This is a genomic window from Pseudomonas sp. NFPP28 (genome assembly GCF_900115535.1).
Lineage (GTDB): Bacteria > Pseudomonadota > Gammaproteobacteria > Pseudomonadales > Pseudomonadaceae > Aquipseudomonas > Aquipseudomonas extremorientalis.
Genome location: NZ_FOWT01000002.1, coordinates 327,913 through 354,214, shown reverse-complemented (window position 1 = coordinate 354,214; position 26,302 = coordinate 327,913). Strand labels below are relative to the sequence as shown.

The following is a 26,302-nucleotide window of genomic DNA, read 5'->3' as shown; positions in this document are numbered from 1 at the left end:
AAACCCCGGCAGTCTCACGCGACCCACCTAACACGCACCTTTCAGCCAGGTGAAGGAACATTTAGGTTAGGGCTGAAGATCGTTTCATATGTATTCATTTGTTCTACAAAGGGCAGCTCCTCAAGCTTGCAACCCATCGGACACATTGTCTTTCTTTGGAGCCCTGCCATGTCACTCAAACCTTTATTGTTGATTCCTGCCCTTGGTGCTGTGCTGTTGTTGTCGGCATGTGCCGGCCCGATCCCCAAGGCTGACCCGAGCGAAGCGTGGATCGGTCTGAAAGAAGAAGCGCCGAATGACCTGATGGCCGAGCGGGTAGATGGCAAGCGCGTGGATGACGGACGCTTTTTTGAAGTGCCACCAGGCGATCATCGCCTGGACGTGACGCTGTTCGAGGAAGAACCCGGCGACGACAATCAGCAGGACTGCCAGGGGCGTGTCGAGTACAAGCACTTCAAGGCGGGTGAGCACTACACCCTGGTCGAATCCAGCCTGGGTACTACCGTGCGTGCGTCCTTGATGGACGGGCACGGCAAGGAAGTTGCGGCCACTCAGGACTTCAATTGCATGCCGGGCTAGGCGTGATGCACCGCGGCCTTGTGAGGCTTGGCGGGTGCCGTCGGTTTGACGTGGGGGTGATGGTGCCGGCGGGTAATGCGCAACACCCCCCACAGCATGGCGCCGGCTACCGCCAGCCAACCGCAGATCAACAGGAAAATCGTCGTTGCAAGGCTCATTCGGGCCTCCTTTCGCCCCGCAGGGGGCACACACAGTCTTCTCAATGGACAGTCTAGCTACCCGGCGGTTGCCTGCTATTGACCAATGGTCGAGTGCGACCAACTTCTTTGCTATATCCACGCCCCCTGCACAATCGCGATTGGGCTATGATCAGGGCCCTTACCGGCAGTCGATCAAGAGAGTAGAAAATTGCGGTTACGGTCGAACCTGAAAACATCCTTGTTAATTGCTTGTGCCCTGGGCCTCGCGGCCTGTTCCTCCGCACCGTCGAGGCTGGCGGGCCTGCCGGAGCGAGTCGAACTCAATGGCGTGCCGACCTTTCGCAGCGAGGCTTATCAGAGCGGTCCTACATCGTTAGCCAGCATGCTGTCGCAACAAGGCATTGTCATGACACCGGGGTTGCTGGATAAGCCATTGCATCTGCCGGGCGGTGAAGCGGACCTTGAGCGCAACATGCAGGTACTGGCGCGTGAGTACGGGCTGATGGTGTATCCGCTGGATGCGAAGCTGACGGCGGTGCTGGCACAGGTGGCGGCGGGTTATCCGGTGATGGCGCGGATTGGTGGCGGGTTGTGGTCCGACGCGCACTACGTGGTAGTGGTGGGGTTCAATCAGCAGAAAAGCACGGTGCTGCTGCGCTCAGGCATGGATCGGCGCCTGTTGATGAGCTTCGGCGACTTCGAGTCAAAATGGAAAAGTGCCGGGAACTGGGCAATCCTCACCCAGCGCCCGAGCCAACTGCCAGCCAACGTCGACGCGCAGCGCTGGCGGGATGCGGCTGGCGCGACGGCCCAGGCCGGGCAGGAGCGGGCGGCGGCGCAGGCACTGAAGGTGTTGGCGGAAAGCAAATAAAAAACGGCGCTATCAAGCGCCGTTTCTTATGGTCGGTTATCGACGCGCTTCTGCAGCATTCGGCCGATTTTTCAGGTTCTTGTCGGCCTTGTAGCGCAACGCCACATCCGGCACCGACCCGCTCTTGCCGGTTTCAACCCAATTGCGGATACGGCTGGCATCGGCAAAGTGGGTGAATTTGCCGAAAGCGTCCAGGATCACCAATGACACCGGGCGGTTGCCCATGCTGGTCACCAGCACCAGGCAGTGGCCGGCCTGGTTGGTGAAGCCGGTCTTGGTCAGCTTGATGTCCCAATTGGCGCGGTTGATCAGGTGGTCGGTGTTGGAGAAGCCCAGGGTGTAGTTGGGCTTGCGGAACGACACGGTCTTTTCCTTGGTGGTGCTCAATTGGCTCAGCAAGGGGTAGTGACGCGCGGCGGCGAGCAGTTTGCTCAGGTCACGGGCGGTGGACACGTTGTGGATCGACAGGCCGGTGGGTTCAACGTAGTGAGTGCTGGTCATGCCCAGCGCCTTGGCCTTGGCGTTCATCGCGGCAATAAACGCCGGGTAACCGCCTGGATAGTGATGCGCCAGGCTGGCGGCGGCGCGGTTCTCCGAGGACATCAGGGCGATCAGCAGCATTTCTTTACGTGGCATCTCGCTGCCGATTTTCACCCGGGAAAACACGCCTTTCATTTCCGGCGTGTCCTTGATGTTGATATCGATGTATTCATCCATGTTCTGCTTGGCTTCCAGGACCACCAGGCCGGTCATCAACTTGCTCACCGAGGCGATCGGCACCACCACGTCGGGGTTGCTGGAATAGATGACCTTGTTGGTCTGCAGGTCCACCAGCATGGCGCTGCCGGAGGCGATTTGCAGTTTGGAGGTATCACGCGGGGCCTGGGTGGTTTCGGCGGCGTGAGCGAAAGTGCCTGTAAACGCAAAAAATAGGCTGACGATAGAGAGACGAATTTTCACGCGGATGAACTCGCTAAAAAAGTAAGGAAATACCGTTCGGGAACGGTTTTTGGATAAATGCCGTTACATTTTAGGAGTATGGATCAGAAACTGTCGAATGTTCTTCTGGAACCAGACGAAAGTACTTAAAAACTAAGAAAAAACAGGATTTATTATGGGCAATAAAAAGCCCTGCGATAAGGCAGGGCTTTTTCAGTACACCCGGTTATTAAGCGTGCAGGGTCTCTGCGGCGTACAGGGTGTTTTCCAGCAGGCAGGCGCGCGTCATCGGGCCGACACCGCCGGGTACCGGGGTGATCCAGCCGGCGCGGGGCAGGGCGGTTTCGTACACCACGTCGCCGACCAGCTTGCCGTCTTCCTGGCGGTTGATGCCCACGTCGATGACGATGGCGCCTTCCTTGATCCACTCACCCTTGACCAGGCCCGGCTTGCCGGCGGCAACCACCACCAGGTCGGCGCGGCCGACGTGGCCGGCGAGGTCCTTGGTGAAGCGGTGGGTAACGGTCACGGTGCAGCCGGCCAGCAGCAGTTCCATGGCCATCGGGCGACCGACGATGTTGGACGCGCCAACAACCACGGCGTCGAGGCCGTACAGGTCGACACCGGTGCTTTCCAGCAGGGTCATGATGCCCTTCGGCGTGCACGGGCGCAGCAGCGGGATACGCTGGGCCAGGCGGCCGACGTTATAAGGGTGGAAACCGTCGACGTCTTTGTCCGGACGAATGCGCTCCAGCAATTTGGAGGCGTCCAGGTGCTCGGGCAATGGCAGTTGAAGCAGGATGCCATCGATCTTCGGGTCGTCGTTGAGGCCGTCGATCAGGTCGGTAAGGGCCTGCTGGGTGGTCTCGGAAGGCAAGTCGTAGGCCTTGGAAATAAAGCCGACCTCTTCACAGTCTTTACGCTTGTGCGAGACATAAACCTGAGAGGCAGGATCGCTGCCGACCAGGATCACCGCGAGGCCAGGCGTGCGCAGGCCTTGCTGGCTGCGCTCGGTGACTCGTTTGGCGATCTGCTGGCGCAGGCTGGCGGCGATTGATTTGCCGTCGATAAGTTGTGCAGTCATTACGCGTGATTAACCATCGAGAGGGGGAAGAAAAGTGCGCGCATTCTCGCATGCCAAGGCGTTAGGGCAAAGGCGCTTGGTCTGCAAATTGCCCTAACCCCTTAAATAAAATGAATTTTTTTCAAAAAAGATTTGACGGGTTTGGAGGGCGTCTATACTATTCGTCGCACTTGTCGGGCACAGCCTAGCACTGGTTAAGAAGGCCGAGCAGAATAGCGTGTTGTTCTGCAAGGCTGGAAGCACTTAGTTTGTAATCCTCCAAGAGTACAGATTAATAAGGCGCCCGTAGCTCAGCTGGATAGAGCATCCGCCTTCTAAGCGGATGGTCGCAGGTTCGAGTCCTGCCGGGTGCGCCATTAGGCAGCTTTGGCACAAGTAGCGTCAGATGGTGGGCGTAGCTCAGTTGGTAGAGCACGGGATTGTGACTCCCGTTGTCGAGGGTTCGATCCCCTTCGTCCACCCCATATTTTGAAAGGCGCCAGATTAATCGTCTGGCGCCTTTGCTTTAAGAGCTTCAAGCGCGGATGTGGTGGAATTGGTAGACACACTGGATTTAGGTTCCAGCGCCGCGAGGCGTAAGAGTTCGAGTCTCTTCATCCGCACCAAATAAAGCCTGGCCTTGTTGAGAAACGGGGTAGGGCTAGACAAAGAAGTGGTTTGGTTTCTTTGTTAACGCAATATGGTGGGCGTAGCTCAGTTGGTAGAGCACGGGATTGTGACTCCCGTTGTCGAGGGTTCGATCCCCTTCGTCCACCCCATATTCGAAAGGCGCCAGATTTAACAGTCTGGCGCCTTTTTTGGTTTCAGTGGTTCGACTATTCGGCGGCAGCACGTAGTGGGCCGCAACGGCAGGGCGTTTCGTCGTATTTATGTATCTCGATGATGCTGCGCTGCCTGTCAGCCCTGTTTGAAGGGTTGGCCGTCAGGGAGATGGATGACGACTTCTTCTATATATAGAAGGGGCGGCGCAGAGCCCTGGCGTGATGGGCTGTATTTGTCACCGGGGCGAGGTGCATCAGTGCCTTCGTACCGATAAATTGCCGGCTGTTTTCGGGCGTATTTGCAGTAGGGTGACTTCTTGAGTTTGACCCACTAGAATGCATGCCCTTGATTGGGGTCGGAAATGGCCGGCTAACGTCTGTGCAACGAGGAATATCCATGCAAGTTTCTGTTGAAAATACTACTGCTATCGAGCGTCGCCTGAGCATCACCGTGCCGGCTGAGCGTCTCGAGACTGCGGTCAACAAGCGTCTGCAGCAGACTGCCCAGAAGGCCAAGATCGCTGGTTTCCGTCCAGGCAAAGTGCCAATGAGCGAAATCAAGCGCCGTTTTGGTGCCGATGCGCGCCAGGAAGCTGTGGGCGACGTGATCCAGGCTTCTTTCTACGAAGCGGTCGTTGAACACAAGCTGAACCCGGCGGGTTCGCCGTCGATCGAGCCTAAGTCCCTGGAAGCAGGCAAGGACCTGGAATACGTTGCCGTATTCGAAGTGTTCCCTGAGTTTGAAGTGGCCGGTTTCGACGGTATCGCCATCGAGCGCCTGAGCGCCGAAGTGGCTGACTCGGACCTGGACAACATGCTGGAAATCCTGCGCAAGCAGAACACTCGTTTCGAAGTGGCCGACCGTGCTGCCCAGAACGAAGACCAGCTGAACATCGATTTCGTTGGCAAGGTTGACGGCGAAGTGTTCGCTGGCGGCTCCGCCAAGGGCACTCAGCTGGTGCTGGGTTCCAACCGCATGATCCCGGGTTTCGAAGACGGCCTGGTTGGCGCCAAAGCCGGCGAAGAACGCGTTCTGAACCTGACCTTCCCTGCTGACTACCAGAACCTGGACCTGGCTGGCAAAGCCGCCGAGTTCACCGTGACTGTCAACAGCGTTTCCGAGCCTAAGCTGCCAGAGCTGAACGAAGAATTCTTCGCGCAATTCGGTATCAAGGAAACCGGTATCGAAGGTTTCCGCGCCGAAGTTCGCAAGAACATGGAGCGCGAGCTGCGCCAGGCCATCAAGTCCAAGGTCAAGAACCAGGTCATGGACGGTCTGCTGGCTGCCAACCCGATCGAAGTGCCCAAGGCACTGCTGACCAACGAAGTGGATCGCCTGCGCGTTCAAGCTGTCCAGCAGTTTGGTGGCAACATCAAGCCTGACCAGCTGCCGGCCGAGCTGTTCGAAGAGCAAGCCAAGCGTCGCGTCGTGCTGGGCCTGATCGTGGCTGAAGTGGTCAAGCAGTTCGACCTCAAGCCGGACGAAGACCGCGTTCGCGAAATGATCCAGGAAATGGCTTCGGCCTACCAGGAGCCTGAGCAGGTCGTGGCTTGGTACTACAAGAACGATCAGCAACTGAACGAAGTGCGTTCGGTTGTGCTGGAAGAACAAGTTGTGGATACTGTTCTGCAGAAGGCTAAGGTGACCGATAAAGCGGTCTCTTACGAAGAAGCAGTCAAACCGGCGGAAGCAGCACAAGCCGACTGATTGTCCAACTCGTTGGAAATTCAACCATAAGCCAGCCTCGCGCTGGCTTATGCGTTTTCAAGACATGACTATTTGGGAGTAACTGCAGAGCATGTTCCGTAATTCCTATATTCAGCAGAACTCTGATATCCAGGCCGCTGGCGGCCTGGTCCCGATGGTTGTCGAGCAGTCCGCTCGTGGCGAACGCGCCTACGACATCTACTCGCGCCTGCTCAAGGAGCGAGTGATCTTTCTGGTGGGCCCCGTAGAGGACTACATGGCCAACCTGATCTGTGCGCAGCTGCTGTTCCTTGAAGCGGAAAACCCGGACAAGGACATCCATCTCTACATCAACTCCCCAGGCGGTTCGGTAACGGCGGGCATGTCGATCTACGACACCATGCAGTTCATCAAGCCGAACGTGTCGACCACCTGCATCGGCCAGGCCTGCAGCATGGGCGCGTTCCTGCTGACTGCCGGTGCCGAGGGCAAGCGCTTCTGCCTGCCCAACTCGCGCGTGATGATTCACCAGCCACTGGGCGGTTTCCAGGGCCAGGCGTCGGACATCGAAATCCACGCCAAGGAAATCCTGTTTATCCGCGAGCGCCTCAACACGCTGATGGCCAAGCACAGCGGGCGCACCCTGGAAGAAATCGAGCGCGATACCAACCGCGACAACTTCATGAGTGCCGAAGCGGCGCAGGCATATGGCCTGATCGACGCAGTGATCACCCAGCGTCCCGCTTAATAATAAGCCGCTCAAAATAGGGCTGGTCGGCATGTCCGACCACTGGCGGGCTTGAAAAAGCCCGCATAAGCCTTCATCTTGTGCTGCAAGCCTATCGGATTTGGATCGAACGAATGACTGACACCCGCAACGGCGAGGACAACGGCAAGCTGCTCTATTGCTCCTTCTGTGGCAAAAGCCAGCATGAAGTACGCAAATTGATTGCCGGCCCCTCGGTGTTTATCTGCGACGAATGCGTCGACCTGTGCAATGACATCATCCGTGAGGAGGTGCAGGAAGCCCAGGCCGAGAGCAGCGCGCATAAATTGCCTTCGCCTAAAGAAATCAGCGGCATCCTTGACCAGTATGTGATTGGTCAAGAGCGTGCAAAGAAGGTTCTGGCCGTAGCGGTATACAACCACTACAAGCGCTTGAACCAGCGTGACAAGAAAGGCGACGAAGTTGAACTCGGCAAGAGCAATATCTTGCTGATCGGTCCTACAGGCTCGGGTAAAACCCTGCTTGCAGAAACCCTCGCTCGCCTGCTGAACGTTCCGTTCACCATCGCCGACGCCACCACCCTTACCGAGGCTGGCTACGTGGGTGAAGATGTCGAGAACATCATTCAGAAACTGCTGCAGAAGTGCGACTACGACGTAGAGAAGGCCCAGATGGGTATTGTCTACATCGACGAAATCGACAAGATCTCGCGCAAGTCGGACAACCCGTCGATCACCCGGGACGTTTCCGGTGAAGGCGTGCAGCAGGCACTGTTGAAACTGATCGAAGGCACGGTCGCTTCCGTACCGCCACAAGGCGGCCGCAAGCACCCGCAGCAGGAATTCCTTCAGGTTGATACACGCAACATCCTGTTCATCTGTGGCGGTGCGTTCTCCGGCCTGGAAAAAGTCATCCAGCAGCGTTCCACCCGTGGTGGCATTGGTTTCAGTGCAGAAGTGCGCAGCAAGGAAGAAGGCAAGAAGGTGGGCGAGTCCCTGCGTGAAGTCGAACCTGACGATCTGGTCAAGTTCGGTCTGATCCCTGAATTCGTTGGCCGTCTGCCGGTCCTGGCCACGTTGGACGAGTTGGATGAGGCGGCTTTGATCCAGATCCTCACCGAGCCGAAGAACGCCCTGACCAAGCAATACGCCAAGTTGTTCGAGATGGAAGGTGTAGACCTCGAGTTCCGTACCGACGCACTCAAATCAGTGGCCAAGCGGGCACTGGAGCGCAAGACCGGTGCACGTGGCCTGCGTTCGATTCTCGAAGGCGTGTTGCTCGACACCATGTACGAAATCCCCTCGCAGTCCGAGGTGAGTAAAGTGGTGATCGATGAAAGCGTTATAGAAGGCAAGTCCAAGCCACTGTATATCTACGAAAACAGTGAGCCGACTGCCAAGGCTGCGCCAGACGCGTAAGCGTTTCGCACTGTCTGTATAAGCAAGGGGCCTCCAGGGGCCCCTTTGTTTTTACGGCGTTTTTTACGCAGGAGCGTTTACTGCGTTAACTGCTGGCAATAAGCTTGTTTTTTTTGCATGCAGACCCCATCTTGGTTTCAAGCTTACTTTTCAATTGTCATAGAGGCGAAATCATGAAGACAACCATCGAATTGCCTCTCCTGCCGTTGCGTGATGTCGTCGTCTATCCGCACATGGTTATCCCGCTGTTCGTGGGGCGCGAGAAGTCTATCGAAGCCCTCGAGGCCGCGATGACGGGCGACAAGCAAATCCTGCTGTTGGCCCAGAGAAATCCTGCCGATGATGATCCAGGCGAAGATGCCCTGTATCGCGTCGGTACCATTGCCACCGTGCTGCAACTGCTCAAGCTGCCCGATGGCACCGTCAAGGTGCTGGTGGAAGGCGAGCAGCGTGGTGCGGTGGAGCGCTTCATGGAAGTGGACGGCCACCTGCGCGCCGAAGTGGCGCTGATCGACGAAGTCGAGGCCCCCGAGCGCGAGTCCGAAGTGTTTGTACGCAGCCTGCTCTCGCAGTTCGAGCAGTATGTGCAGTTGGGCAAGAAGGTCCCGGCTGAAGTCCTGTCCTCCCTCAACAGCATCGATGAGCCGAGCCGCCTGGTCGACACCATGGCTGCGCACATGGCGCTGAAGATCGAGCAGAAGCAGGACATCCTCGAAATCATCGACTTGCCGGCACGTGTAGAACATGTATTGGCACTGCTGGATGCCGAAATCGACCTGTTGCAGGTTGAGAAGCGCATTCGTGGTCGCGTGAAGAAGCAAATGGAGCGCAGTCAGCGCGAGTACTACTTGAATGAGCAGATGAAGGCCATTCAGAAGGAACTCGGCGACAGCGAGGAAGGCCACAACGAAATCGAAGAGCTGAAAAAGCGCATCGATGCCGCCGGCCTGCCGAAAGACGCCCTGACCAAAGCCACCGCCGAGCTGAACAAGCTCAAGCAGATGTCGCCGATGTCGGCCGAAGCCACCGTGGTGCGGTCCTACATCGACTGGCTGGTGCAGGTGCCGTGGAAGGCTCAGACCAAGGTACGCCTGGACCTCGCTCGTGCCGAAGACATTCTCGACGCCGATCACTATGGCCTGGAAGAAGTCAAGGAACGCATCCTCGAATACCTCGCTGTGCAAAAACGCGTGAAGAAGATTCGTGGCCCGGTGTTGTGCCTGGTTGGTCCGCCGGGTGTGGGTAAAACCTCCCTGGCCGAGTCGATTGCCAACGCTACCAACCGTAAGTTCGTGCGCATGGCCCTTGGTGGTGTACGGGATGAAGCGGAAATCCGTGGTCATCGCCGCACATACATCGGTTCGATGCCAGGAAGATTGATTCAAAAGATGACAAAGGTGGGTGTGCGCAACCCGCTGTTCCTGCTCGATGAAATCGACAAAATGGGCAGTGACATGCGAGGCGATCCGGCATCGGCGTTGCTGGAAGTGCTCGACCCCGAGCAGAACCACAATTTCAACGACCATTACCTGGAAGTCGACTACGACCTCTCCGATGTGATGTTCCTGTGCACCTCCAACTCCATGAACATCCCGCCAGCGCTGCTGGACCGGATGGAGGTGATTCGTCTGCCGGGTTACACCGAAGACGAAAAGATCAACATCGCCGTCAAATACCTCGCGCCCAAGCAGACGTCGGCCAATGGCCTGAAGAAAGGCGAGATCGAATTCGAGGTCGAGGCGATCCGCGACATCGTGCGCTACTACACCCGCGAGGCCGGTGTACGGGGCCTTGAGCGCCAGATTGCGAAGATCTGCCGCAAGGCGGTCAAAGAGCACGCACTGGAAAAACGCTTCTCGGTGAAGGTCACGGCCGACTCCCTGGAGCACTTCCTGGGCGTGCGCAAATTCCGCTACGGCCTGGCCGAACAGCAGGATCAGGTCGGCCAGGTGACTGGCCTGGCGTGGACCCAGGTGGGCGGCGAGTTGCTGACCATCGAAGCCGCAGTGATTCCAGGCAAAGGCCAGTTGATCAAGACCGGATCCCTCGGTGACGTGATGGTCGAGTCCATCACTGCCGCGCAGACCGTGGTGCGCAGCCGCGCCAGGAGCCTGGGGATCCCCCTGGACTTCCACGAGAAGCACGACACGCACATCCACATGCCGGAAGGGGCGACCCCCAAGGACGGCCCTAGCGCTGGTGTAGGCATGTGCACGGCCCTGGTATCGGCGTTGACCGGCATTCCGGTACGCGCCGATGTCGCCATGACCGGTGAAATCACCCTGCGTGGCCAGGTATTGGCTATCGGTGGCCTGAAAGAGAAATTGCTGGCTGCACACCGGGGGGGTATCAAGACGGTGATCATTCCTGAAGAGAATGTTCGCGACTTGAAGGAAATTCCTGACAATATCAAGCAAGATCTTCAGATTAAACCGGTTAAATGGATTGACGAGGTCCTGCAAATTGCGCTGCAATACGCGCCGGAGCCCTTGCCGGATGTGGCTCCGGAGATAGTTGCAAAGGACGAAAAACGCGAGTCTGATTCCAAGGAAAGAATTAGCACGCATTAATGCGTTAAAGCCTGGGGGCTTCCTTGACAGCTTTTTAGAGCCCTTGTTATAAAGCGGCTCTTAAGTGTCTGTAGGCCATTCAGCACTGGTTTTTGCTTTCACCAAAAAACTTAGAATCATACTCAATAGATATATAAGGGGACTTAGAGTGAACAAGTCGGAACTGATTGATGCTATCGCTGCATCCGCTGATATCCCGAAAGCTGCTGCTGGCCGTGCGCTGGATGCAGTAATCGAATCCGTCACTGGCGCTCTGAAGGCCGGCGACTCCGTGGTACTGGTAGGCTTCGGTACGTTCTCTGTGACTCACCGCCCAGCTCGCACTGGCCGTAACCCACAGACTGGCGACCCACTGCAAATCGCTGCCGCCAAGAAACCAGGTTTCAAAGCCGGTAAAGCCCTGAAAGAAGCCGTTAACTAAGCTTCGACCAAGCCTTTACCTACCCGGGTCGGACGCAGGTTCGACCTGGCAGCGGAGCGGCCAGCAGACCCAGGTATTCATCGGGTCGCCAAGCCGGGGGGAGAACGAAAACCCTCGTCCGCTCCGCCAGTTGCGAGAAGGCGCATCCTTGGATGCGCCTTTCTTATATCCGTACTCTACCCACGCTCCACGGTTGCCTATTCTTGAAGTTCAACCGTTTCTGGGGGACGCATGCTGCAAAATATCAGGGACAATTCACAAGGCTGGATTGCCAAGACCATTATCGGGATCATCGTCGCGTTGATGGCGTTCACCGGTATCGAGGCCATTTTCCAGGCTTCGGGTAACAACAAGCAGGACGTGGCCAAGGTCAACGGTGAAGAAATCACCCAGACCGAACTGAGCCAGGCCGTCGACATGCAACGCCGCCAGCTGATGCAACAGCTGGGCAAGGATTTCGATGCTTCGCTGCTGGACGAAAAACTGCTGCGCGACGCGGCCCTCAAGGGCCTGATCGATCGCAAGCTGCTGCTGCAAGGCGCCGCCGACTCCAAGTTTGGCTTCTCCGAAGCTGCACTGGATCAGGTGATCCTGCAGACGCCGGAATTCCAGGTGGACGGCAAGTTCAGCCCTGACCGCTTTGACCAGGTCATTCGCCAACTGGGCTACACCCGTATGCAGTTCCGTCAGATGCTGACCCAGGAAATGCTGATCGGCCAGGTTCGCGCAGGCATCGCCGGCAGCGGTTTTGTGACCGACGCGGAAGTCCTGGCATTCGCCCGCCTGGAAAAGCAGACCCGCGATTTCGCCACCGTCAACATCAAGGCCAACCCTGCCGCGGTGAAACTCACCGACGACGAGGTCAAGGCTTACTACGACCAGCATGCCAAAGAGTTCATGACCCCTGATCAAGTGGTCATCGACTATCTGGAACTGAAGAAGTCTTCCTTCTTCGACCAGGTCACCGTGAAGGACGATGAGTTGCAGGCCGCCTATCAGAAAGAAATCGCCAACCTTGCTGAGCAGCGTCGTGCCGCGCACATTCTGATTGAAGTCAACGACAAGACCACCGACGCGCAAGCCAAGGCCAAGATCGAAGAAATCCAGGCACGCCTGGCCAAGGGTGAGAAGTTCGAAGCCCTGGCCAAGGAGTTCTCCCAGGATCCAGGCTCGGCCAGCAACGGCGGTGACCTGGGCTTTGCCGGCCCTGGCGTCTACGACCCGGACTTCGAAACCGCCTTGTACGCGTTGAACAAGGACCAGGTCTCGGCACCGGTGCGCAGCAGCTTCGGTTGGCACCTGATCAAGCTGCTCGGCGTTGAAGCACCGCAAGTGCCGACCTTTGCCAGCCTGAAAGACAAGCTGACCAAAGAGCTCAAGACCCAGCAGGTCGAGCAGCGTTATGTCGAAGCGACCAAACAATTGGAAGATGCGGCATTCGAAGCCTCCGACCTGGCCCAGCCGGCGTCCGACCTGAAACTGACTGTACACACCTCCGCGCCGTTTGGCCGTGAAGGAGGCGAAGGTGTTGCGGCCAACCGGGCCGTGGTCACCGCTGCGTTCAGCCCGGAAGTGCTGGATGAGGGTGCCAACAGCAGCGCTATCGAGCTGGACCCGGAAACCATCATCGTGCTGCGTGCCAAAGAGCACCTGAAGCCTTCGCAACTGCCGCTGGAAAGCGTCGCAGCGGCGATCCGCACCCAGATGGCCAAGGAACGCGCCAGCGCGGCTGCCAAGACTCACGCTGACGAGCTGATCGCCAGCCTGCGTGATGGCAAGACCCCGCTGAACCAGCCGGTCGACGGCCAGGCCTGGAAGGTCACTGAAGCCGCTACCCGTAGCCAGGAAGCGATCGACCCTGCTGTGCTGCAAGCCCTGTTCCGCATGCCCAAGCCTGCGGCCAAGGACAAGCCGACCTTCACCACCGTGACCCTGGCGGATGGTAGCCTGGTCATCGTGCGCCTGAACGGCGTCAACGAAGCCGCTGCGCCAACGGACGAAGAAAAGGCGCAATACCGCCGCTTCCTCGCTTCCCGTGTCGGTCAGCAGGACTTCGCGGCCTACCGCAAGCAGTTGGAAACCAAGGCTGACATCAAGAAGTTCTGATGTCGGTTTGACTCAAAAGCCCCCGGCCTGAAAAGACCGGGGGCTTTTTTATGGGCGTTGGAGTGGACTGCCCGATGGGGTACGCGCCGTTCTGCTCCTTTTCAGCGTGCCTGCCGCGACCTTGAGCAAGCGCTTGAAATTCGGGCATTGCCCATGGTCAGGTGCCGGGCAGTCCGCCGCATGCCGCAAGCCCTGACTCATCGCTTTCAGGCGCTTGATGGTCGCGTCGATGCTGTCGGCCTTGTCCAGCAACAGCTGTCTGTCCACCTGCAATACGCCCTCGAAGGGCAGCATGCTGCGGATTTCATCCAGCGACAGGCCGCCGGCTTGTCCGAGGGCGATCAGCGCCAATTGATCGAGCACTGCGGGCCTGAAGTGGCGCCGTTCCCCTGGGGCACTGGTCGCGGTGATCAACCCGGCCTTCTCGTAAAACCGCACGGTGGAGGAGGGCAGCCCCGTACGCCGGGCCACTTCCGAGATATCCATGATGCCTCCCTTGACTTGAAGTTGACTTCAACTTCTATCCTGCCTGTGAACGAGGGGCTCATCAATCGGAGGGCAGGTCATGTTGTCGATGGAAGAAGGTGTAAGGCTGGTATTGATCGGGATCGGGGCGACTGTCGTGATGGATGTGTGGTCGATGATCCTCAAAGGCTTGGGCATTACAACGCTCGATTACTCGATGGTGGGCCGCTGGGCCGGCCACCTGCGTCACGGCACGCTTGCCCATGCCAGTATCGGCAAGGCCTCGCCGGTACGCGGCGAATCGGCGCTGGGCTGGGCGATTCACTATGCCGTGGGTATCGCCTTTGCGGCGCTGTTGGTGAGTATCTACGGCGTGCAATGGCTGCATGATCCCCAATGGTTGCCTGCGTTGATGGTGGGCACGCTGACGGTGGTGATCCCTTACTTTGTGATGCAGCCCGCGATGGGCGCGGGTGTGGCGGCGTCTCGCACACCAACACCTTGGAGAAATCGCCTGCGCAGTGTGCTGTCCCATGGCGTGTTTGGTGCCGGTCTGTATCTTTCGGCCGTGGTGCTCAGCCATGTACGGTCTTATTGATTCTTCAGCTGCGGGCGCCTCTCGACGCCCCGGCCAATGCCCACAGCATCAGCAACACCACCGCCCAGGGAAATGCGGCGACGCCCCAGCCCTGGAGCAGCACCCCGCCCGCGAGGCCGCCGCCAGCGATGCCCAGGTTCCACACGGTCACCAGCATCGATTGCGCGGCGTCCGCCGACTCACCTGCCGATTTGGCCAGTGCGGTTTGCAGCAATGCGGGCAACCCGCCGAACGCCACGCCCCCGGCGCGTCGGAGCCGGTCCTGCGCACTCCGTTGGTCAGTACCACCATCGAGTCCCTCAAGCATGTGGTGCTCGACGGGTTGGGGATCGCCTGCCTGCCGGACTACATGGTCGAACAGGCCGTGCAGGAGGGGCGCCTGCAAAGGGTGCTGGATGATTTTCTGGAACACCGAGGCAGTTTCTGGATGTTATGGCCATCAAGTCGCCATGCTTCGGTCAAATTGCGCGTGTTTATTGATCATATATGTGCAGGTCTTTTTCCTACGGGCGGCGTAAGGTAAGGCTGTGACGTTTTACCGACAGGAATGCGCGCGCCAAGGCCTCGTTCTGTTGCACAATACCGCCCGGACCGTTTTCCTCAGGATTTTCAATGTCGACATCATTTCACTTGCGTAGCCTCGGGCTGGCGCTGGTGCTGGCGGGCGCCGCGGGCTGCTCGTCACCCAAGACCGCCATTTATGAACATGAGAATTTCGACGACTCCGGTACGTTTTCCCGCGATTACCCGGTCACCGATGTGGCGGCGTGCGAAGCGGCGCGACGTGCCTTGCTGAGCCAGGGCTATATCATCACCAGCAGCGATCCGAAACTGGTGGTGGGTAACAAGAGCTTCCAGCAGACCGGCGAGACCCACTTGCAGATCAGCTTCAACGTGGTGTGTGCCGACGATGGCAAAGGTACCAATCACTCCACCATGTTCGCCAACGCCTTGCAGGACCGTTACGCGCTGAAGAAGGTCAACAACTCCGCGAGCCTGGGCGTGGGCGTGCTGGGTTCGGTGTCGATGCCGATCGGTTCCACCGATGACTCGATGGTGAAGGTGGCGAGCGAGACCGTTTCGGCACCGAAATTCTACGAGCGCTATTTTGCGCTGGTGGACGTGTTCTTGCCTCAGGAAGTAAAAAAGGCCGCGCATATCCCCGAGCAGCCGAAAGCCGAGCTGGGTGTGCCGGAACCTAAAACCGTACCGGCAGCAGAGAAAACCGAACCGCCGAAGGAGGAGCCTGCCGTTTCCCAGCCCGTCACGCCGCCTGCCGAGGCCGCGCCGATTGCGCCGCAGGCGGAACCCGCGCCGGCTACCAGTAACCCGGACCTGCCGGCACCGACAGAAGCGATTCCGCCCCTGCCGACACCGGCGCAGTAATTCAGACCGCCACGGGGTTGACCTTGTCGACGTTGATCCCGTAGCGGCTGATGGCTTCACTGACTTTTTCACGACCGATAACGCCATCATCCGCCAACGCCTTCAAGGCTGCCAGCGCGATGAAATAACGGTCCACTTCGAAGAACGCGCGCAGGGTGTCACGGGTATCCGATTGCCCGAAGCCGTCCGTGCCCAGTGCCACAAAGCGTCGGCCGTGGACAAAGGGGCGGATCTGATCGGCGAACAGCTTCATGTAGTCCGTCGCCACCACCACCGGCCCGTTCTGCCCGGCCAGGCATTGCTCCACATAACTTACCCGTGGCTCGCTCTGCGGGTGCAGCAGGTTCCAGCGTTCGGCTGCATGCCCGTCGCGGCGCAATTCGGTGAGGCTGGTGGCGCTCCACACAGTGCTGTGCACGCCGAAGTCCTGCTCAAGCAGCTCGGCCGCCGCGATCACTTCGCGCAGGATTGAGCCACTGCCCATCAGTTGCACCCGGGCCTGCTCGCTGGTCTTGAGCGGGTACATGCCCTTCAGAATCCCGTCTTCCACCCCTTCGGGCATCGCCGGGTGCGGGTAATTCTCGTTGAGCAGGGTGATGTAGTAGTAGATGTCCTCCTGTTCCACGTACATCCGCCGCATGCCTTCGCGAATGATCACCGCCAGCTCGTAGGCAAATGTCGGGTCGTAGGACACGCAGCACGGAATCACCGACGACAGGATATGGCTGTGTCCATCGTCATGCTGCAAGCCTTCGCCCATCAGCGTGGTGCGGCCGGCCGTGGCCCCCAGCAAAAAACCGCGTGCCCGTGCATCGCCGGCGGCCCAGGCCAGGTCGCCGACCCGCTGGAAGCCGAACATCGAGTAGAAGATATAGAACGGCACCGTCATCAAGCCGTGGTTGCTGTAGGACGTACTGGCCGCGATCCACGAGGAAATGGCGCCGGATTCATTCAGGCCTTCCTGCAGGATCTGTCCGTCCTTGCTTTCCTTGTAGTAGCTCAGTTGCCCTGCGTCCTGCGGGGTGTAGAGCTGGCCTACGGCGGAGTGGATGCCAATCTGACGGAACAGGCTTTCCATGCCAAAGGTGCGCGACTCGTCCGGCACGATAGGCACGATCAGTTTGCCCAGGTGCGGGTCCTTGAGCAGGGTGCCGAGGATGCGCACAAAGGCCATGGTGGTGGAGATCGCCCGTTCGCCGGTGTCCTTGAGCTGGGTGGCAAAGGCGGCGAGTTCGGGGATCTGCAAGGGTTCGACCGCACTGTGGCGTGCCGGTACATAGCCGCCCAGGGCCTGGCGGTGCGCCGCGAAGTAACGGGCTTCTTCGCTGTCGGCGGCGGGCTTGAGGTAGGGAATGTCGGCGAGTTGCTCGTCCGCGACTTCCAGGCCAAAACGATCGCGGAAGGCTCTTACCGCGTCTGCGCCCATCTTCTTCAATTGATGGTTGATGTTCTGGCCTTCGCCGGCTTCACCCATGCCGAAACCCTTGACGGTTTTCGCCAGGATCACCGTAGGCTGGCCGCTATGGCGCACAGCGGCGGCGTAGGCGTTGTAGACCTTGTCCGGGTCATGCCCGCCCCGTGAGAGCTTCCAGATTTCGTCGTCGGACATGTCCGCAACCAATGCCAGCAACTCCGGGTATTTGCCGAAGAAATGTTCGCGCACATAAGCGCCGTTCTGCGACTTGTAGTTCTGATAGTCGCCGTCCACGCATTCCATCATGCGTTGGCGCAGCAGGCCGCTGTGGTCTTTGTCCAGCAGGGCGTCCCAACCACCGCCCCAGATCACTTTGATCACGTTCCAACCGGCGGCGCGATACAGGCTTTCGAACTCCTGGATCACCTTGGCATTACCGCGCACCGGGCCGTCCAGGCGTTGCAGGTTGCAATTGACCACAAAGATCAGGTTGTCGAGTTTCTCGCGCCCGGCCAGGGAAATGGCGGCCAGGGATTCCGGCTGGTCCATTTCGCCATCACCGAGGAAGGCCCAGACCTTGCGCCCCTGGTGGGGTTTGAGGTCGCGCAGTTCCAGGTAGCGCATGAAGCGCGCCTGGTAAGCGGCAGTGATCGGGCCAAGGCCCATGGACACGGTGGGGAATTGCCAGAAGTCCGGCATCAGCCGTGGGTGCGGGTAGGACGAAATACCCTCGCCACCGGCCTCACGGCGAAAGTTGTCGAGTTGCGCTTCGCTGATGCGGCCCTCCAGGTAGGCGCGGCCATAAATGCCGGGGGAGGAGTGGCCCTGGATGTACACCAGGTCGCCGTCAAAGTGCTCGGTACGGCCACGAAAGAAGTGGTCGAAGCCTACGTCGTAGAGCACGGCGGCTGACGCATAGGTTGCGATATGCCCACCCACCCCTGAGTGCTTGCCTGCACGCAACACCATTGCCATGGCATTCCAGCGGATAAACGCATTGATACGGCGTTCGATGGCCAGGTTGCCGGGGTAGGGCAACTGACGGTCCACCGGGAGGGTATTGACGTACGGCGTGGTCACCCGCCCGTAGAAGTCGCCATGCCGCGCCACGTCGAAATCCAGCAACTGATCGATCAGGTAGTGCGCGCGGGGCCGGCCTTCAGTGGACAACACCGATTCGATGGACTCCAGCCACTCGCGGGTTTCCTGTGGGTCGTCGTCGCGTCTGACAGCGTTGTTCGGGGTCATGTGAGGCTCCAGGGTAGGCAGGTTTGAAGTGGCGGGCTCCTTGTGGGAGTGCCGGTAAATATAATTGCAATTGCAACTACATGACCGAATCTAGCGCGGGATGAGCTACTATTGCAACCTTCTTGAAATTCCCCGGATGGTGTTGCATGTCGTCGAAAGAGCCGGATGTATGGTTCCGTTTTGTCAGGGCCCACAGGACGGTCATCCGTGAAATCGAGCGTCGCCTGGCTGAGGCGGACCTGCCGCCGTACGCCTGGTACGACGCGCTATGGGGGCTGGAAAGCGGCCCCGACGGCACCCGCCGCATGCACGAATTGGCCGACGTGCTGGCCATCGAACGCTACAACCTCACGCGGCTGATCGACCGCCTGGAAAAGGACGGTCTGGTGGTACGTTCCCGCTCCGACGGTGATGGCCGCGCGGCGTTTGCCTCGATCACCGAGGCCGGTCGGGTGCTGCGTAAAAAGATGTGGAAGATCTACGAAAGCACGGTGGATGAGTTGTTTCTGTCGCAGATTGAGCCCGAGCAGCGCCAGGGCTTCGCCGACGCGTTGGAGCGCACCGCCGGGCTGGCGATGGAGGCGGGCGTGCAGACCCGCAGTCGCCGCAAAATCTGAAACCCTGCGGCGCTGCCTTGCCGTCACTCGCATTCCACTGCATAGCGCTTCATCGCGTCCTGCACTTGCCGTGTGTCGATCCGCCCTTCATCCGCCAATGCCCTGAGCGCCGATACCACGATCCAATATCGACTCGGCGCCGCCGCCTGTACCGACCCCGCGCCCAGCGCCACAAAGCGTGCATCCACGTGCGCCCCCAACTGATCGACAATCGCCTGCGGATACCCGGTCACCGCAATTACCGGCGCAGCGCTCCCCGCCAGGCAATCACGCAAATGGCAACCGCGCTTGGTCAGTCTTGGGTGCAGGCGATTCCAGCGTTCAGCGGCCGCTGCCTCGCGGGCCAGTCGTGTGTAGCTGGGGCAGCTCCATGGCTGCGCGCTGATGTTCCAGTGCTGTTTGAGCAAGCGCCTGGCGTGCACCACCTCGTCAAGCGCGCGGCCTGCGCCGAGCAATCGCACATCGACGGGGCTGTTGCGCTGGAGTGGGTACATGCCCTTGAGCGCGGCCTCTCGGTCCTGCTCGCCCAACGGCGCTGCACTGTCCTGATCGTGCAACGCGAGGTAATAGAAACCGGGCTCGCCCTCGACATACAGGCTTCGCAACGCCGCGAGCACAATCGCGCGGGCTTCTTCCCCCGAGGCCGGGTCATACGGGGTACAGCGCGGATGAGTGGCCAGCCACAACGGCAAGGACGGCTGCGCACCTTTGGGCCACCGGGAGGGCTGGTTTTCAATGTCGTTGCACAGGATGCCGCGCTGCCGGGTAACGTTCGATAGCGCGCTCAACTGTGCCGCCGAGTGCGCGCTGTGCAGGTACAGCAAGGGTTTTTCCACGGCGTTGCGGGCGAACCAGGCGGGCCAGTTACCCACGCGTCGGGAGTGCGACTGGCCGTGGATCACCCAGGCCTGGCGGCTGGATTCGAGGGTGCTGGCCATGCTGATCACGGTGTGCAACGGTGACCGGCTGGCGGGGGTGGCAGTGCTCAAGGCGTCGATACAGAGCTGCGCGGCGTGTGCGGTAGCGGCGGTCATGGAGAGGGTCACCTGGCGACGAATGCCCATACCCTAATGGAAATCCGCATTTGATTGCAATTGCAATGATTGCAATAGTGCCTCATTCCTCGGGTGCTAAATCCCTGCAGCGCTGCTACGTTTAATCCTTGAGTGCAGGAACGTCATGACGTCGACATTTTTTCGTCATCACGGCACTTTAGGCTGGTGATGCAGGTCATTTATCTGCAACCCCTGTTAACGCAAGAAGGAGTCCGCCATGGACGATTACCAGGAAGAACTGCTTGAGTACCACGCGATTGAGTTGGACCCGCTGGAACCGGCAGACGATGCAACAGAGCTGTAATAAAGACTTCAGGCGGAATGCCGCTGACTGCGGCGAAATTCCCCTGGGGTCTGGTTGTTCCACCGCCTGAAGGCCCGTTGAAATGCCTGGGCCGAGGCAAAACCGAGCAAGTAGGCGATCTCGCCGAACGCCAGTTCCGTGTCGCGGATGTAGGTCATGGCCAGGTCACGGCGGGTGTCGTTGAGAATCGCGCGAAACTGAGTGCCTTCATCGGCCAGTTTGCGGCGCAGCGTCCAGGTCGGCAGCTTCAAGCGTGCCGCCACTTCTTCCAGGTCGGGTTCCCGGCCGCCATTGAGCATCGGCCCGAGCAAACGGGTAATGCGCTCGCGCAGGCTGCGGGTGCGGGTCAGTTGCTCCAACTCTCGCTCACACAGCTGCAACAACAGGTTCCAGGTACTGGGGCAGTGCTGCGGGTTGCGCAGGGCCAGGGTGTGCTGGCTGAGGCGCAGTTGATTGGCGTCGGCACCGAAGTGAACGTCTCCCAGCGCGTCGTAGCGTTCGCTGTACTCCGGCGCCTCGAACTCGATGTCGATACGCTGCGCCTGCACCGGTTGCCGGGCCAGGCTCGACAACTGATGCAGCCAGCCGGCGATGATCGAGTCCACCACGAAGCGGTTGTAGGCGTTGTAGGGGCTGATGGAGTAGAAGCGCAACCAGGCGCCCTCGGCATCCTCGACGAAGCTCGACTGCCCGCGATAGTTGGAGCCGTACAGCGCCTCGAAACGCGTTAATGCGCGCGCCGCCTCGCGCACGTTGGGCGCCTGGTCGGCGGTGACGCCGGCGAGCCCCGCCTGGCTCAAGCGGCTGAGCTGGCCCATGCGCAGGCCCAGGCCCGGGTCGCCGGTGAGCTGGATGGCGGCGTGGCCCAGGCGCATGTAACGCGGGATCGACAAGCGTGCACCGGCTTCGGCGAGGCGCGCCGAGTCGAGTCCGTATTGCAGTAGCAGCGGCTGCGGGTCCAGGCCGTGGCTGCTGATGGCATCGGCCAGGCTGTGCACGAAGCCCACCGACAGGTCCCCCAGCCGTACCGGTTTCACAGCCAGATATTCAACAAGCGCGCGCCACGGGCCTCGCCATCGGCGCTGATTTGCCCGTTGCTGCTGAGAAAACTGTGCCCGGCGGTGCCCAGGTCCCAGAACTGCCCGCGCAGGAACACGCTCATGCCGGCGCTGGCCTGGCTGATCGGTTGCTGGCTGATCAGCGTAAGACGGCGCCAGGCTTCGCCTTCACTGAGTTCTTCGGGCTTGAGGCTGATTTCGGTCGGGGTGGACACGCTTTTGAAGCCGCGCCACGGACGGTCCCAGGTATCGCGACCCAGCACAAAGGCTGGCACCGCGATCAATTGCGCGCCTTGTTCGTTGAGCTTGCGGTAGTTGTCCGGGTACCAGCTGTCGCTGCCGACCAGCACCCCCAGGCGCCCGGCCGGAGTGTCGACCACGCTGACCATGTTTTCATCGCCAGGCTTGATGAAGCCGCGCTCATCGTAGATCGGGTAGAGCTGGCGCTGCGGATCGCCGATCGGCAGGCCGTCGGCGGCAAACACCACGCTGGCGTTATACAAGGCGCCATGGCCGACCTGCAGTTGACCCTGGCTCACGCTCGGGTTCGGCAGGGTGATGGAGCCGGCCACCAACGTAACGCCGAACTCCTTGGCCAGGCCGCCGAACAACAGCTGATAGTCCCGTGCCATGCCCGAGGCTTTCATACGCAGGTAGGCGTCGTCGGTGCGGTTGTCGCCGGTGGCGCTGATCCAGGCGCGGGCGAACAGCAGCGGGTTGCTGACCGACAGCCAGTTCATCGCATCTTTCACATGGAGCGCCTGGTACACCTCGTTTTTTTCGCCGGTGAGCATCAGCCAGGTGCCGATATGTTCGGGCAGCACCACGATGGTCTTGTCATTGATCAGCCCCTGGTCCCGGGCTTTTTGCAAGTACGCCGCGAGCTTCAGGTGCAGGCGTTCCAGGCTCTGGTAGTCGGCGGGGAACAGTTCCGGCTGGATGCCCAGCAGGTTGCCACGGTCGGCAGGCAGGCCTTCGTTGACGGCGAGGGTGATCCGCAGGTCCGACAGGTAATGCGCCACGGGGCGTTCCTGGGTCCAGACCAGATAGGCGGCGATGGCGGCAACCAGCGCCAGGGAGACGGTAAGAGCAAGAAGTTTACGCATGGGGGAACAGACAACAGACCGTGTGCAGGGTTCGCCGGCTAGGGTAGGGCCCATGGGCGGGCTTGCCAAGGGGCGCTGTGCATTTGGATCAATAACTTGTCAGTTTCAGTCATTGAGCCGTCATCCACCGCCTCTTAGTCTGTGGGACATAAACCGATGGCGGGTCGCACGAGCCCGTCACACCCCGTGATGATCCGTTGTGGAGCTTGACCATGACCGCTGCTGCCTACCCGCATCTGCTGGCCCCGTTGGACCTGGGTTTTACCACTTTGCGCAACCGTACCCTGATGGGTTCGATGCACACTGGCCTTGAAGAGAAACCCGGCGGGTTCGAACGCATGGCTGCCTATTTTGCCGAGCGCGCCCGGGGCGGCGTGGGCCTGATGGTCACCGGCGGCATTGGCCCGAATGATGAGGGCGGGGTGTACGCCGGCGCAGCCAAGCTGACCACCGAGGAAGAAGCACAAAAACACAAGATCGTGACCCAGGCGGTGCACGCGGCGGGTGGCAAGATCTGCATGCAGATCCTCCACGCCGGCCGATATGCCTACAGCCCCAAACAGGTCGCGCCGAGTGCGATCCAGGCGCCGATCAACCCGTTCAAGCCCAAGGAGCTGGACGAAGAGGGCATCGAGAAGCAGATCCAGGATTTCGTCACCTGCTCGCTGCTGGCCCAGGTCGCCGAGTACGATGGCGTGGAAATCATGGGCTCCGAAGGCTACTTCATTAACCAGTTCCTCGCGGCCCACACCAACCACCGCACCGACCGCTGGGGTGGCAGCTACGAAAACCGCATGCGCCTGGCAGTGGAAATCGTGCGTCGTGTGCGTGAAGCCGTGGGTCCGAATTTCATCATCATCTTCCGCCTGTCGATGCTCGACCTGGTGGAAGGCGGCAGCACCTGGGAAGAAATCGTGCAGTTGGCCAAGGCCATCGAGGGCGCCGGTGCGACGATCATCAACACCGGTATCGGCTGGCACGAAGCGCGCATCCCGACCATCGCCACCAAGGTGCCGCGTGGCGCGTTCAGCAAAGTCACCGCCAAGCTGCGCGGGGCGGTGCAGATTCCGTTGATCACCACCAACCGTATCAACACCCCGGAAATCGCCGAGCAGATCCTGGCCGAAGGCGATGCCGACATGGTCTCCATGGCACGCCCGTTCCTGGCCGACCCGGAGTTCGTCAACAAGGCCGCCGCCGGCCGCGCCGATGAGATCAATACCTGCATCGGCTGCAACCAGGCGTGCCTGGACCACACCTTTGGCGGCAAGCTGACCACTTGCCTGGTCAACCCACGGGCGTGCTACGAAACCGAGCTCAACTATTTGCCCGTCCAGCAGGTCAAGAAGATCGCCGTGGTCGGTGCCGGTCCTGCCGGCCTGGCCGCTGCGACGGTGGCCGCCGAGCGTGGCCACCACGTGACCTTGTTCGATTCCGCCAGCGAGATCGGCGGCCAGTTCAACATCGCCAAGCGGGTGCCGGGCAAAGAGGAGTTCTTCGAAACCCTGCGCTATTTCAAGCGCAAATTGCAGACCACCCATGTGGAGCTGTGCCTCAACACCCGCGTGGACGTGGCGCAACTGGCGGCGGGCGGCTATGACGAGATCATCCTGGCGACCGGTATCGCGCCACGCACCCCGGCGATCCCGGGGATCGACAACGCCAAGGTGCTGAGCTACCTGGATGTGATCCTGGAGCGCAAACCGGTCGGCAAGCGCGTGGCGGTGATCGGCGCGGGCGGTATCGGTTTCGACGTGTCTGAGTTCCTCGTGCATCAGGGCGTGTCCACCAGCCTGGACCGCGAAGCGTTCTGGAAGGAATGGGGCATCGACACCCAGTTGCAAGCCCGTGGTGGCGTGGCCGGGATCAAGCCGCAACCCCATGCCCCGGCGCGTGAAGTGTTCCTGCTGCAACGCAAGACCTCCAAGGTCGGCGACGGCCTGGGCAAGACCACCGGCTGGATCCACCGTACTGGTTTGAAGAACAAGCAGGTGCAGATGCTCAACAGTGTCGAGTACCTGAAGATCGACGATGCCGGCCTGCACATCCGCATTGGCGCCGAGGGCGAACCCCAGGTGCTGGCGGTGGACAACATCGTCATTTGCGCCGGCCAGGACCCGTTGCGCGAATTGCAGGACGGCCTGGTCGCCGCCGGCCAGAACGTACACCTGGTCGGCGGCGCCGATGTGGCGGCCGAGCTGGACGCCAAGCGCGCCATCAACCAGGGCTCGCGCCTCGCGGCCGAGCTATAAGACCCGGTGCGGGGCGGTGGTAGACTACCGCCCCGTTTTTCATGCAGATCCCGCCCGATGGGTTCCTTCGATTGGCTTCCCCACGCACCGCTTGAACCGCTGTATCTGGATTGGCTCAGAGGTGTCGAACTGGCCGTGCTGCGCCTGGATCGCATCGACCCGCTGATCAGCGGCAACAAGTGGTTCAAGCTCACCGGGCATCTGGCGCAGGCGCAGGCCGCTCGTGGCCTGATCAGCCTGGGCGGGGCTTACTCCAACCATCTGCATGCCTTGGCTGCCGCCGGCAAGCGCTTCGGTTTCCCTACCGTCGGCCTGCTGCGTGGGCACCCGCAAGACACGGCCACCGTCCTCGACTTGAAAGCTTTTGGCATGCAGTTGCATTGGCTGGGTTATGGCGGTTATCGCGCGCGGCATGAACCGGGTTTCTGGTTGCCGTGGCGTGAGCAATATCCCCACCTGCACCCCGTGCCCGAGGGCGGCGGTGGCCGTGCGGGCGCCCTGGGTTGCGCGGTGCTGGTCGAGCAGGTGCGTGTGCAGTTGCACAGCGTGGGCTGGACGGATTACGACGCCTGGTGGCTGGCCGCAGGCACCGGCACCACCCTGGCCGGCCTGGCGCTGGCAGAGGCGGGCGCGCACCCGGTGTACGGCGCCATGGCGGTGCCGGACGATCATGGTGTGGCGCAGAACGTCGAGGCCATCGTGCAGGGCGGCTATGAACTGCTGGACGCCAGCCGAGGTGGCTTCGCCAAAGTCGACGCCGAGCTGCTCGACTTCATCGAGACCACGCAACAAGCCTGCGGCGTGCCCCTGGAACCGCTCTACACCGGCAAGGCGTTACTGGCCTTGAAGGTGAAAATCGAAGCCGGACGCTTCGCACCCGGCACTCGTCTGGTCTTCGTCCACACCGGCGGCCTCCAGGGCCGGCGCGGCTTCAAGGGTTAGCGCGCTTGCCCGGCATCATCCGCAACGCGGTGTTATCCCGCAGGATGTAGTGGTGAGCGATCCCGGCCAATGCATGCAGGCCGATCAACCAGTAACCGATCTTGCCGAACAGCACATGCCAGCCTTCAATCTGCTTGGCCAGCGCCTTGTTTTCCGCGATCAGCGGCGGCAATTCAATGCCATAGAACATCACTGAATGCCCCTCGGCACTGACAATCAGCCAGCCGGCGATCGGCATGCCGATCATCAATGCGTACAGGGCAAAGTGCATCAGGGTTGCCAGCAGGCTCTGCCACGGCGGCGGCGCCGGTACGATCTTTGGCGCTACCCCCAGGCTGCGCGCGAACAGGCGCAGCCACACCAGCACAAACACGGTAAGGCCGAACATGAAGTGCATCTCGACGATCAACGTTCGTGCACCGCTGCCTTTGGGAAACTGTCCGCGTAACTCAATGCAGGCGTAGACCACCGCCAGTAGCACCACCATCAACCAGTGCAACGCAATCGACATGGTGCTGTAGCGTGTATCGGAGTTTTTCCACGGCATCGCTGGG

At 60.3% G+C, this 26,302-nt stretch carries 22 protein-coding genes, 4 tRNA genes and 2 pseudogenes; 18 read left to right on the top strand and 10 right to left on the bottom strand.

Features of this window, described 5'->3' with window-relative positions; genetic code table 11:
• The first annotated feature begins 168 nt into the window (after positions 1–168).
• A complete protein-coding gene (locus BM110_RS07080; RefSeq protein WP_058426814.1) occupies positions 169–579 on the top strand; it encodes a PA0061/PA0062 family lipoprotein in 411 nt (136 codons plus the stop codon).
• On the opposite strand, the gene BM110_RS29555 is transcribed toward BM110_RS07080, so the two are convergent.
• Positions 576–737: a hypothetical protein gene (locus BM110_RS29555; protein WP_165447913.1), complete on the bottom strand. Its 162-nt coding sequence runs from the start codon at positions 735–737 to the stop codon at positions 576–578. The two genes, BM110_RS07080 and BM110_RS29555, sit on opposite strands and share 4 nt — an antisense overlap.
• Positions 738–927: 190 nt before the next feature.
• On the opposite strand from BM110_RS29555, the gene BM110_RS07075 reads away from it, so the two are divergent.
• Complete coding sequence (locus BM110_RS07075) at positions 928–1,590, top strand: C39 family peptidase (RefSeq protein WP_093124208.1); 663 nt, start codon at positions 928–930, stop codon at positions 1,588–1,590.
• Between the two features lie 36 nt (positions 1,591–1,626).
• Here the strand turns inward: BM110_RS07075 and pbpG are convergent, their stop codons facing one another.
• Positions 1,627–2,550, bottom strand: coding sequence for a D-alanyl-D-alanine endopeptidase (pbpG, locus tag BM110_RS07070; protein ID WP_071492048.1), 924 nt, complete (start codon positions 2,548–2,550; stop codon positions 1,627–1,629).
• A gap of 208 nt (positions 2,551–2,758) precedes the next feature.
• Positions 2,759–3,613 (bottom strand): bifunctional methylenetetrahydrofolate dehydrogenase/methenyltetrahydrofolate cyclohydrolase FolD, encoded by an 855-nt coding sequence (gene folD / locus BM110_RS07065; protein ID WP_071492047.1) that lies wholly within the window; start codon positions 3,611–3,613, stop codon positions 2,759–2,761.
• Positions 3,614–3,892: 279 nt separating this feature from the next.
• Here folD and BM110_RS07060 point away from each other — a divergent pair.
• The 10 genes from BM110_RS07060 to BM110_RS07015 all read left to right on the top strand — a co-directional run bounded on the left by BM110_RS07060 (position 3,893) and on the right by BM110_RS07015 (position 13,303).
• A tRNA-Arg gene (locus tag BM110_RS07060) sits at positions 3,893–3,969 on the top strand.
• Between the two features lie 32 nt (positions 3,970–4,001).
• Positions 4,002–4,077, top strand: a tRNA-His gene (locus tag BM110_RS07055).
• A gap of 56 nt (positions 4,078–4,133) precedes the next feature.
• A tRNA-Leu gene (locus tag BM110_RS07050) sits at positions 4,134–4,218 on the top strand.
• A gap of 77 nt (positions 4,219–4,295) precedes the next feature.
• A tRNA-His gene (locus BM110_RS07045) sits at positions 4,296–4,371 on the top strand.
• A gap of 400 nt (positions 4,372–4,771) precedes the next feature.
• Positions 4,772–6,082, top strand: coding sequence for a trigger factor (gene tig, locus BM110_RS07040; protein ID WP_092244764.1), 1,311 nt, complete (start codon positions 4,772–4,774; stop codon positions 6,080–6,082).
• A 91-nt stretch (positions 6,083–6,173) separates the two neighbouring features.
• On the top strand, positions 6,174–6,809 hold the full coding sequence (gene clpP / locus BM110_RS07035) for an ATP-dependent Clp endopeptidase proteolytic subunit ClpP (RefSeq protein WP_092244767.1): 636 nt from the start codon (positions 6,174–6,176) through the stop codon (positions 6,807–6,809).
• 113 nt (positions 6,810–6,922) lie between these two features.
• Positions 6,923–8,206: an ATP-dependent Clp protease ATP-binding subunit ClpX gene (gene clpX / locus BM110_RS07030; protein WP_003238279.1), complete on the top strand. Its 1,284-nt coding sequence runs from the start codon at positions 6,923–6,925 to the stop codon at positions 8,204–8,206.
• Between the two features lie 173 nt (positions 8,207–8,379).
• Complete coding sequence (gene lon / locus BM110_RS07025) at positions 8,380–10,776, top strand: endopeptidase La (protein WP_071492029.1); 2,397 nt, start codon at positions 8,380–8,382, stop codon at positions 10,774–10,776.
• 148 nt (positions 10,777–10,924) lie between these two features.
• Positions 10,925–11,197, top strand: coding sequence for an HU family DNA-binding protein (locus BM110_RS07020; protein WP_093124168.1), 273 nt, complete (start codon positions 10,925–10,927; stop codon positions 11,195–11,197).
• Between the two features lie 231 nt (positions 11,198–11,428).
• The gene (locus BM110_RS07015; RefSeq protein WP_093124165.1) at positions 11,429–13,303 is read left to right on the top strand and encodes a SurA N-terminal domain-containing protein; all 1,875 of its coding nucleotides are present in this window, start codon (positions 11,429–11,431) and stop codon (positions 13,301–13,303) included.
• Positions 13,304–13,351: 48 nt separating this feature from the next.
• On the opposite strand, the gene BM110_RS07010 is transcribed toward BM110_RS07015, so the two are convergent.
• On the bottom strand, positions 13,352–13,789 hold the full coding sequence (locus tag BM110_RS07010; protein ID WP_093512909.1) for a helix-turn-helix domain-containing protein: 438 nt from the start codon (positions 13,787–13,789) through the stop codon (positions 13,352–13,354).
• Positions 13,790–13,868: 79 nt separating this feature from the next.
• Here BM110_RS07010 and BM110_RS07005 point away from each other — a divergent pair, with 79 nt between their 5' ends.
• Positions 13,869–14,366, top strand: a complete 498-nt coding sequence (locus BM110_RS07005) for a DUF2938 domain-containing protein (protein ID WP_092244779.1) — start codon at positions 13,869–13,871, stop codon at positions 14,364–14,366.
• Between the two features lie 4 nt (positions 14,367–14,370).
• On the opposite strand, the pseudogene BM110_RS07000 reads toward BM110_RS07005, so the two are convergent.
• Positions 14,371–14,607, bottom strand: a pseudogene (locus tag BM110_RS07000) (MFS transporter); the annotation flags it as partial.
• On the opposite strand from BM110_RS07000, the pseudogene BM110_RS06995 reads away from it, so the two are divergent.
• Both BM110_RS06995 and BM110_RS06990 read left to right on the top strand, forming a co-directional pair.
• Positions 14,599–14,889: pseudogene (locus BM110_RS06995) on the top strand (LysR substrate-binding domain-containing protein); the annotation flags it as partial. The pseudogenes BM110_RS07000 and BM110_RS06995 sit on opposite strands and share 9 nt — an antisense overlap.
• 89 nt (positions 14,890–14,978) lie before the next feature.
• Positions 14,979–15,752, top strand: a complete 774-nt coding sequence (locus BM110_RS06990) for a DUF2242 domain-containing protein (protein WP_093124153.1) — start codon at positions 14,979–14,981, stop codon at positions 15,750–15,752.
• Position 15,753: 1 nt separating this feature from the next.
• Here BM110_RS06990 and aceE read toward each other — a convergent pair whose 3' ends face one another.
• Positions 15,754–18,414: a pyruvate dehydrogenase (acetyl-transferring), homodimeric type gene (aceE, locus tag BM110_RS06985; protein ID WP_093512907.1), complete on the bottom strand. Its 2,661-nt coding sequence runs from the start codon at positions 18,412–18,414 to the stop codon at positions 15,754–15,756.
• 146 nt (positions 18,415–18,560) lie between these two features.
• On the opposite strand from aceE, the gene BM110_RS06980 reads away from it, so the two are divergent.
• Positions 18,561–19,031 carry a MarR family winged helix-turn-helix transcriptional regulator gene (locus BM110_RS06980; protein ID WP_093512905.1) on the top strand — a complete coding sequence of 157 codons (471 nt, stop codon included), beginning with the start codon at positions 18,561–18,563 and terminating at the stop codon, positions 19,029–19,031.
• A gap of 23 nt (positions 19,032–19,054) precedes the next feature.
• Here the strand turns inward: BM110_RS06980 and BM110_RS06975 are convergent, their stop codons facing one another.
• The 3 genes from BM110_RS06975 to BM110_RS06965 all read right to left on the bottom strand — a co-directional run bounded on the left by BM110_RS06975 (position 19,055) and on the right by BM110_RS06965 (position 22,554).
• Positions 19,055–20,095, bottom strand: coding sequence for a transketolase-like TK C-terminal-containing protein (locus BM110_RS06975; protein ID WP_256575363.1), 1,041 nt, complete (start codon positions 20,093–20,095; stop codon positions 19,055–19,057).
• A 303-nt stretch (positions 20,096–20,398) separates the two neighbouring features.
• On the bottom strand, positions 20,399–21,427 hold the full coding sequence (locus BM110_RS06970; RefSeq protein ID WP_092244794.1) for an AraC family transcriptional regulator: 1,029 nt from the start codon (positions 21,425–21,427) through the stop codon (positions 20,399–20,401).
• Positions 21,424–22,554 carry a carbon-nitrogen hydrolase family protein gene (locus BM110_RS06965; RefSeq protein WP_092244796.1) on the bottom strand — a complete coding sequence of 377 codons (1,131 nt, stop codon included), beginning with the start codon at positions 22,552–22,554 and terminating at the stop codon, positions 21,424–21,426. Before BM110_RS06965 ends, BM110_RS06970 begins: the two co-directional genes overlap by 4 nt.
• 212 nt (positions 22,555–22,766) lie before the next feature.
• On the opposite strand from BM110_RS06965, the gene BM110_RS06960 reads away from it, so the two are divergent.
• Together BM110_RS06960 and BM110_RS06955 are read left to right on the top strand one after the other, a co-directional pair.
• Positions 22,767–24,806 (top strand): NADPH-dependent 2,4-dienoyl-CoA reductase, encoded by a 2,040-nt coding sequence (locus tag BM110_RS06960; RefSeq protein WP_093124137.1) that lies wholly within the window; start codon positions 22,767–22,769, stop codon positions 24,804–24,806.
• A gap of 57 nt (positions 24,807–24,863) precedes the next feature.
• On the top strand, positions 24,864–25,748 hold the full coding sequence (locus tag BM110_RS06955) for a 1-aminocyclopropane-1-carboxylate deaminase/D-cysteine desulfhydrase (RefSeq protein WP_093512903.1): 885 nt from the start codon (positions 24,864–24,866) through the stop codon (positions 25,746–25,748).
• On the opposite strand, the gene BM110_RS06950 is transcribed toward BM110_RS06955, so the two are convergent.
• Positions 25,738–26,295, bottom strand: a complete 558-nt coding sequence (locus tag BM110_RS06950; RefSeq protein ID WP_071492016.1) for a cytochrome b — start codon at positions 26,293–26,295, stop codon at positions 25,738–25,740. The two genes, BM110_RS06955 and BM110_RS06950, sit on opposite strands and share 11 nt — an antisense overlap.
• Positions 26,296–26,302: the final 7 nt, after the last annotated feature.

What these genes read in the sequence shown, in the direction of transcription:
- BM110_RS06955 (WP_093512903.1), top strand. Translation starts at nt 24,864, where the DNA reads ATGGGTTCCTTCGATTGGCTTCCCCACGCACCGCTTGAACCGCTGTAT.
- BM110_RS07015 (WP_093124165.1), top strand. Translation starts at nt 11,429, where the DNA reads ATGCTGCAAAATATCAGGGACAATTCACAAGGCTGGATTGCCAAGACC.
- BM110_RS06950 (WP_071492016.1), bottom strand. Translation starts at nt 26,295, where the DNA reads ATGCCGTGGAAAAACTCCGATACACGCTACAGCACCATGTCGATTGCG.
- BM110_RS07005 (WP_092244779.1), top strand. Translation starts at nt 13,869, where the DNA reads ATGTTGTCGATGGAAGAAGGTGTAAGGCTGGTATTGATCGGGATCGGG.
- BM110_RS06980 (WP_093512905.1), top strand. Translation starts at nt 18,561, where the DNA reads ATGTCGTCGAAAGAGCCGGATGTATGGTTCCGTTTTGTCAGGGCCCAC.
- BM110_RS07010 (WP_093512909.1), bottom strand. Translation starts at nt 13,789, where the DNA reads ATGGATATCTCGGAAGTGGCCCGGCGTACGGGGCTGCCCTCCTCCACC.
- clpP (WP_092244767.1), top strand. Translation starts at nt 6,174, where the DNA reads ATGTTCCGTAATTCCTATATTCAGCAGAACTCTGATATCCAGGCCGCT.
- BM110_RS06960 (WP_093124137.1), top strand. Translation starts at nt 22,767, where the DNA reads ATGACCGCTGCTGCCTACCCGCATCTGCTGGCCCCGTTGGACCTGGGT.
- tig (WP_092244764.1), top strand. Translation starts at nt 4,772, where the DNA reads ATGCAAGTTTCTGTTGAAAATACTACTGCTATCGAGCGTCGCCTGAGC.
- BM110_RS06975 (WP_256575363.1), bottom strand. Translation starts at nt 20,095, where the DNA reads ATGGGCATTCGTCGCCAGGTGACCCTCTCCATGACCGCCGCTACCGCA.
- clpX (WP_003238279.1), top strand. Translation starts at nt 6,923, where the DNA reads ATGACTGACACCCGCAACGGCGAGGACAACGGCAAGCTGCTCTATTGC.
- BM110_RS07080 (WP_058426814.1), top strand. Translation starts at nt 169, where the DNA reads ATGTCACTCAAACCTTTATTGTTGATTCCTGCCCTTGGTGCTGTGCTG.
- BM110_RS06990 (WP_093124153.1), top strand. Translation starts at nt 14,979, where the DNA reads ATGTCGACATCATTTCACTTGCGTAGCCTCGGGCTGGCGCTGGTGCTG.
- folD (WP_071492047.1), bottom strand. Translation starts at nt 3,613, where the DNA reads ATGACTGCACAACTTATCGACGGCAAATCAATCGCCGCCAGCCTGCGC.
- aceE (WP_093512907.1), bottom strand. Translation starts at nt 18,414, where the DNA reads ATGACCCCGAACAACGCTGTCAGACGCGACGACGACCCACAGGAAACC.
- BM110_RS29555 (WP_165447913.1), bottom strand. Translation starts at nt 737, where the DNA reads ATGAGCCTTGCAACGACGATTTTCCTGTTGATCTGCGGTTGGCTGGCG.
- BM110_RS06965 (WP_092244796.1), bottom strand. Translation starts at nt 22,554, where the DNA reads ATGCGTAAACTTCTTGCTCTTACCGTCTCCCTGGCGCTGGTTGCCGCC.
- lon (WP_071492029.1), top strand. Translation starts at nt 8,380, where the DNA reads ATGAAGACAACCATCGAATTGCCTCTCCTGCCGTTGCGTGATGTCGTC.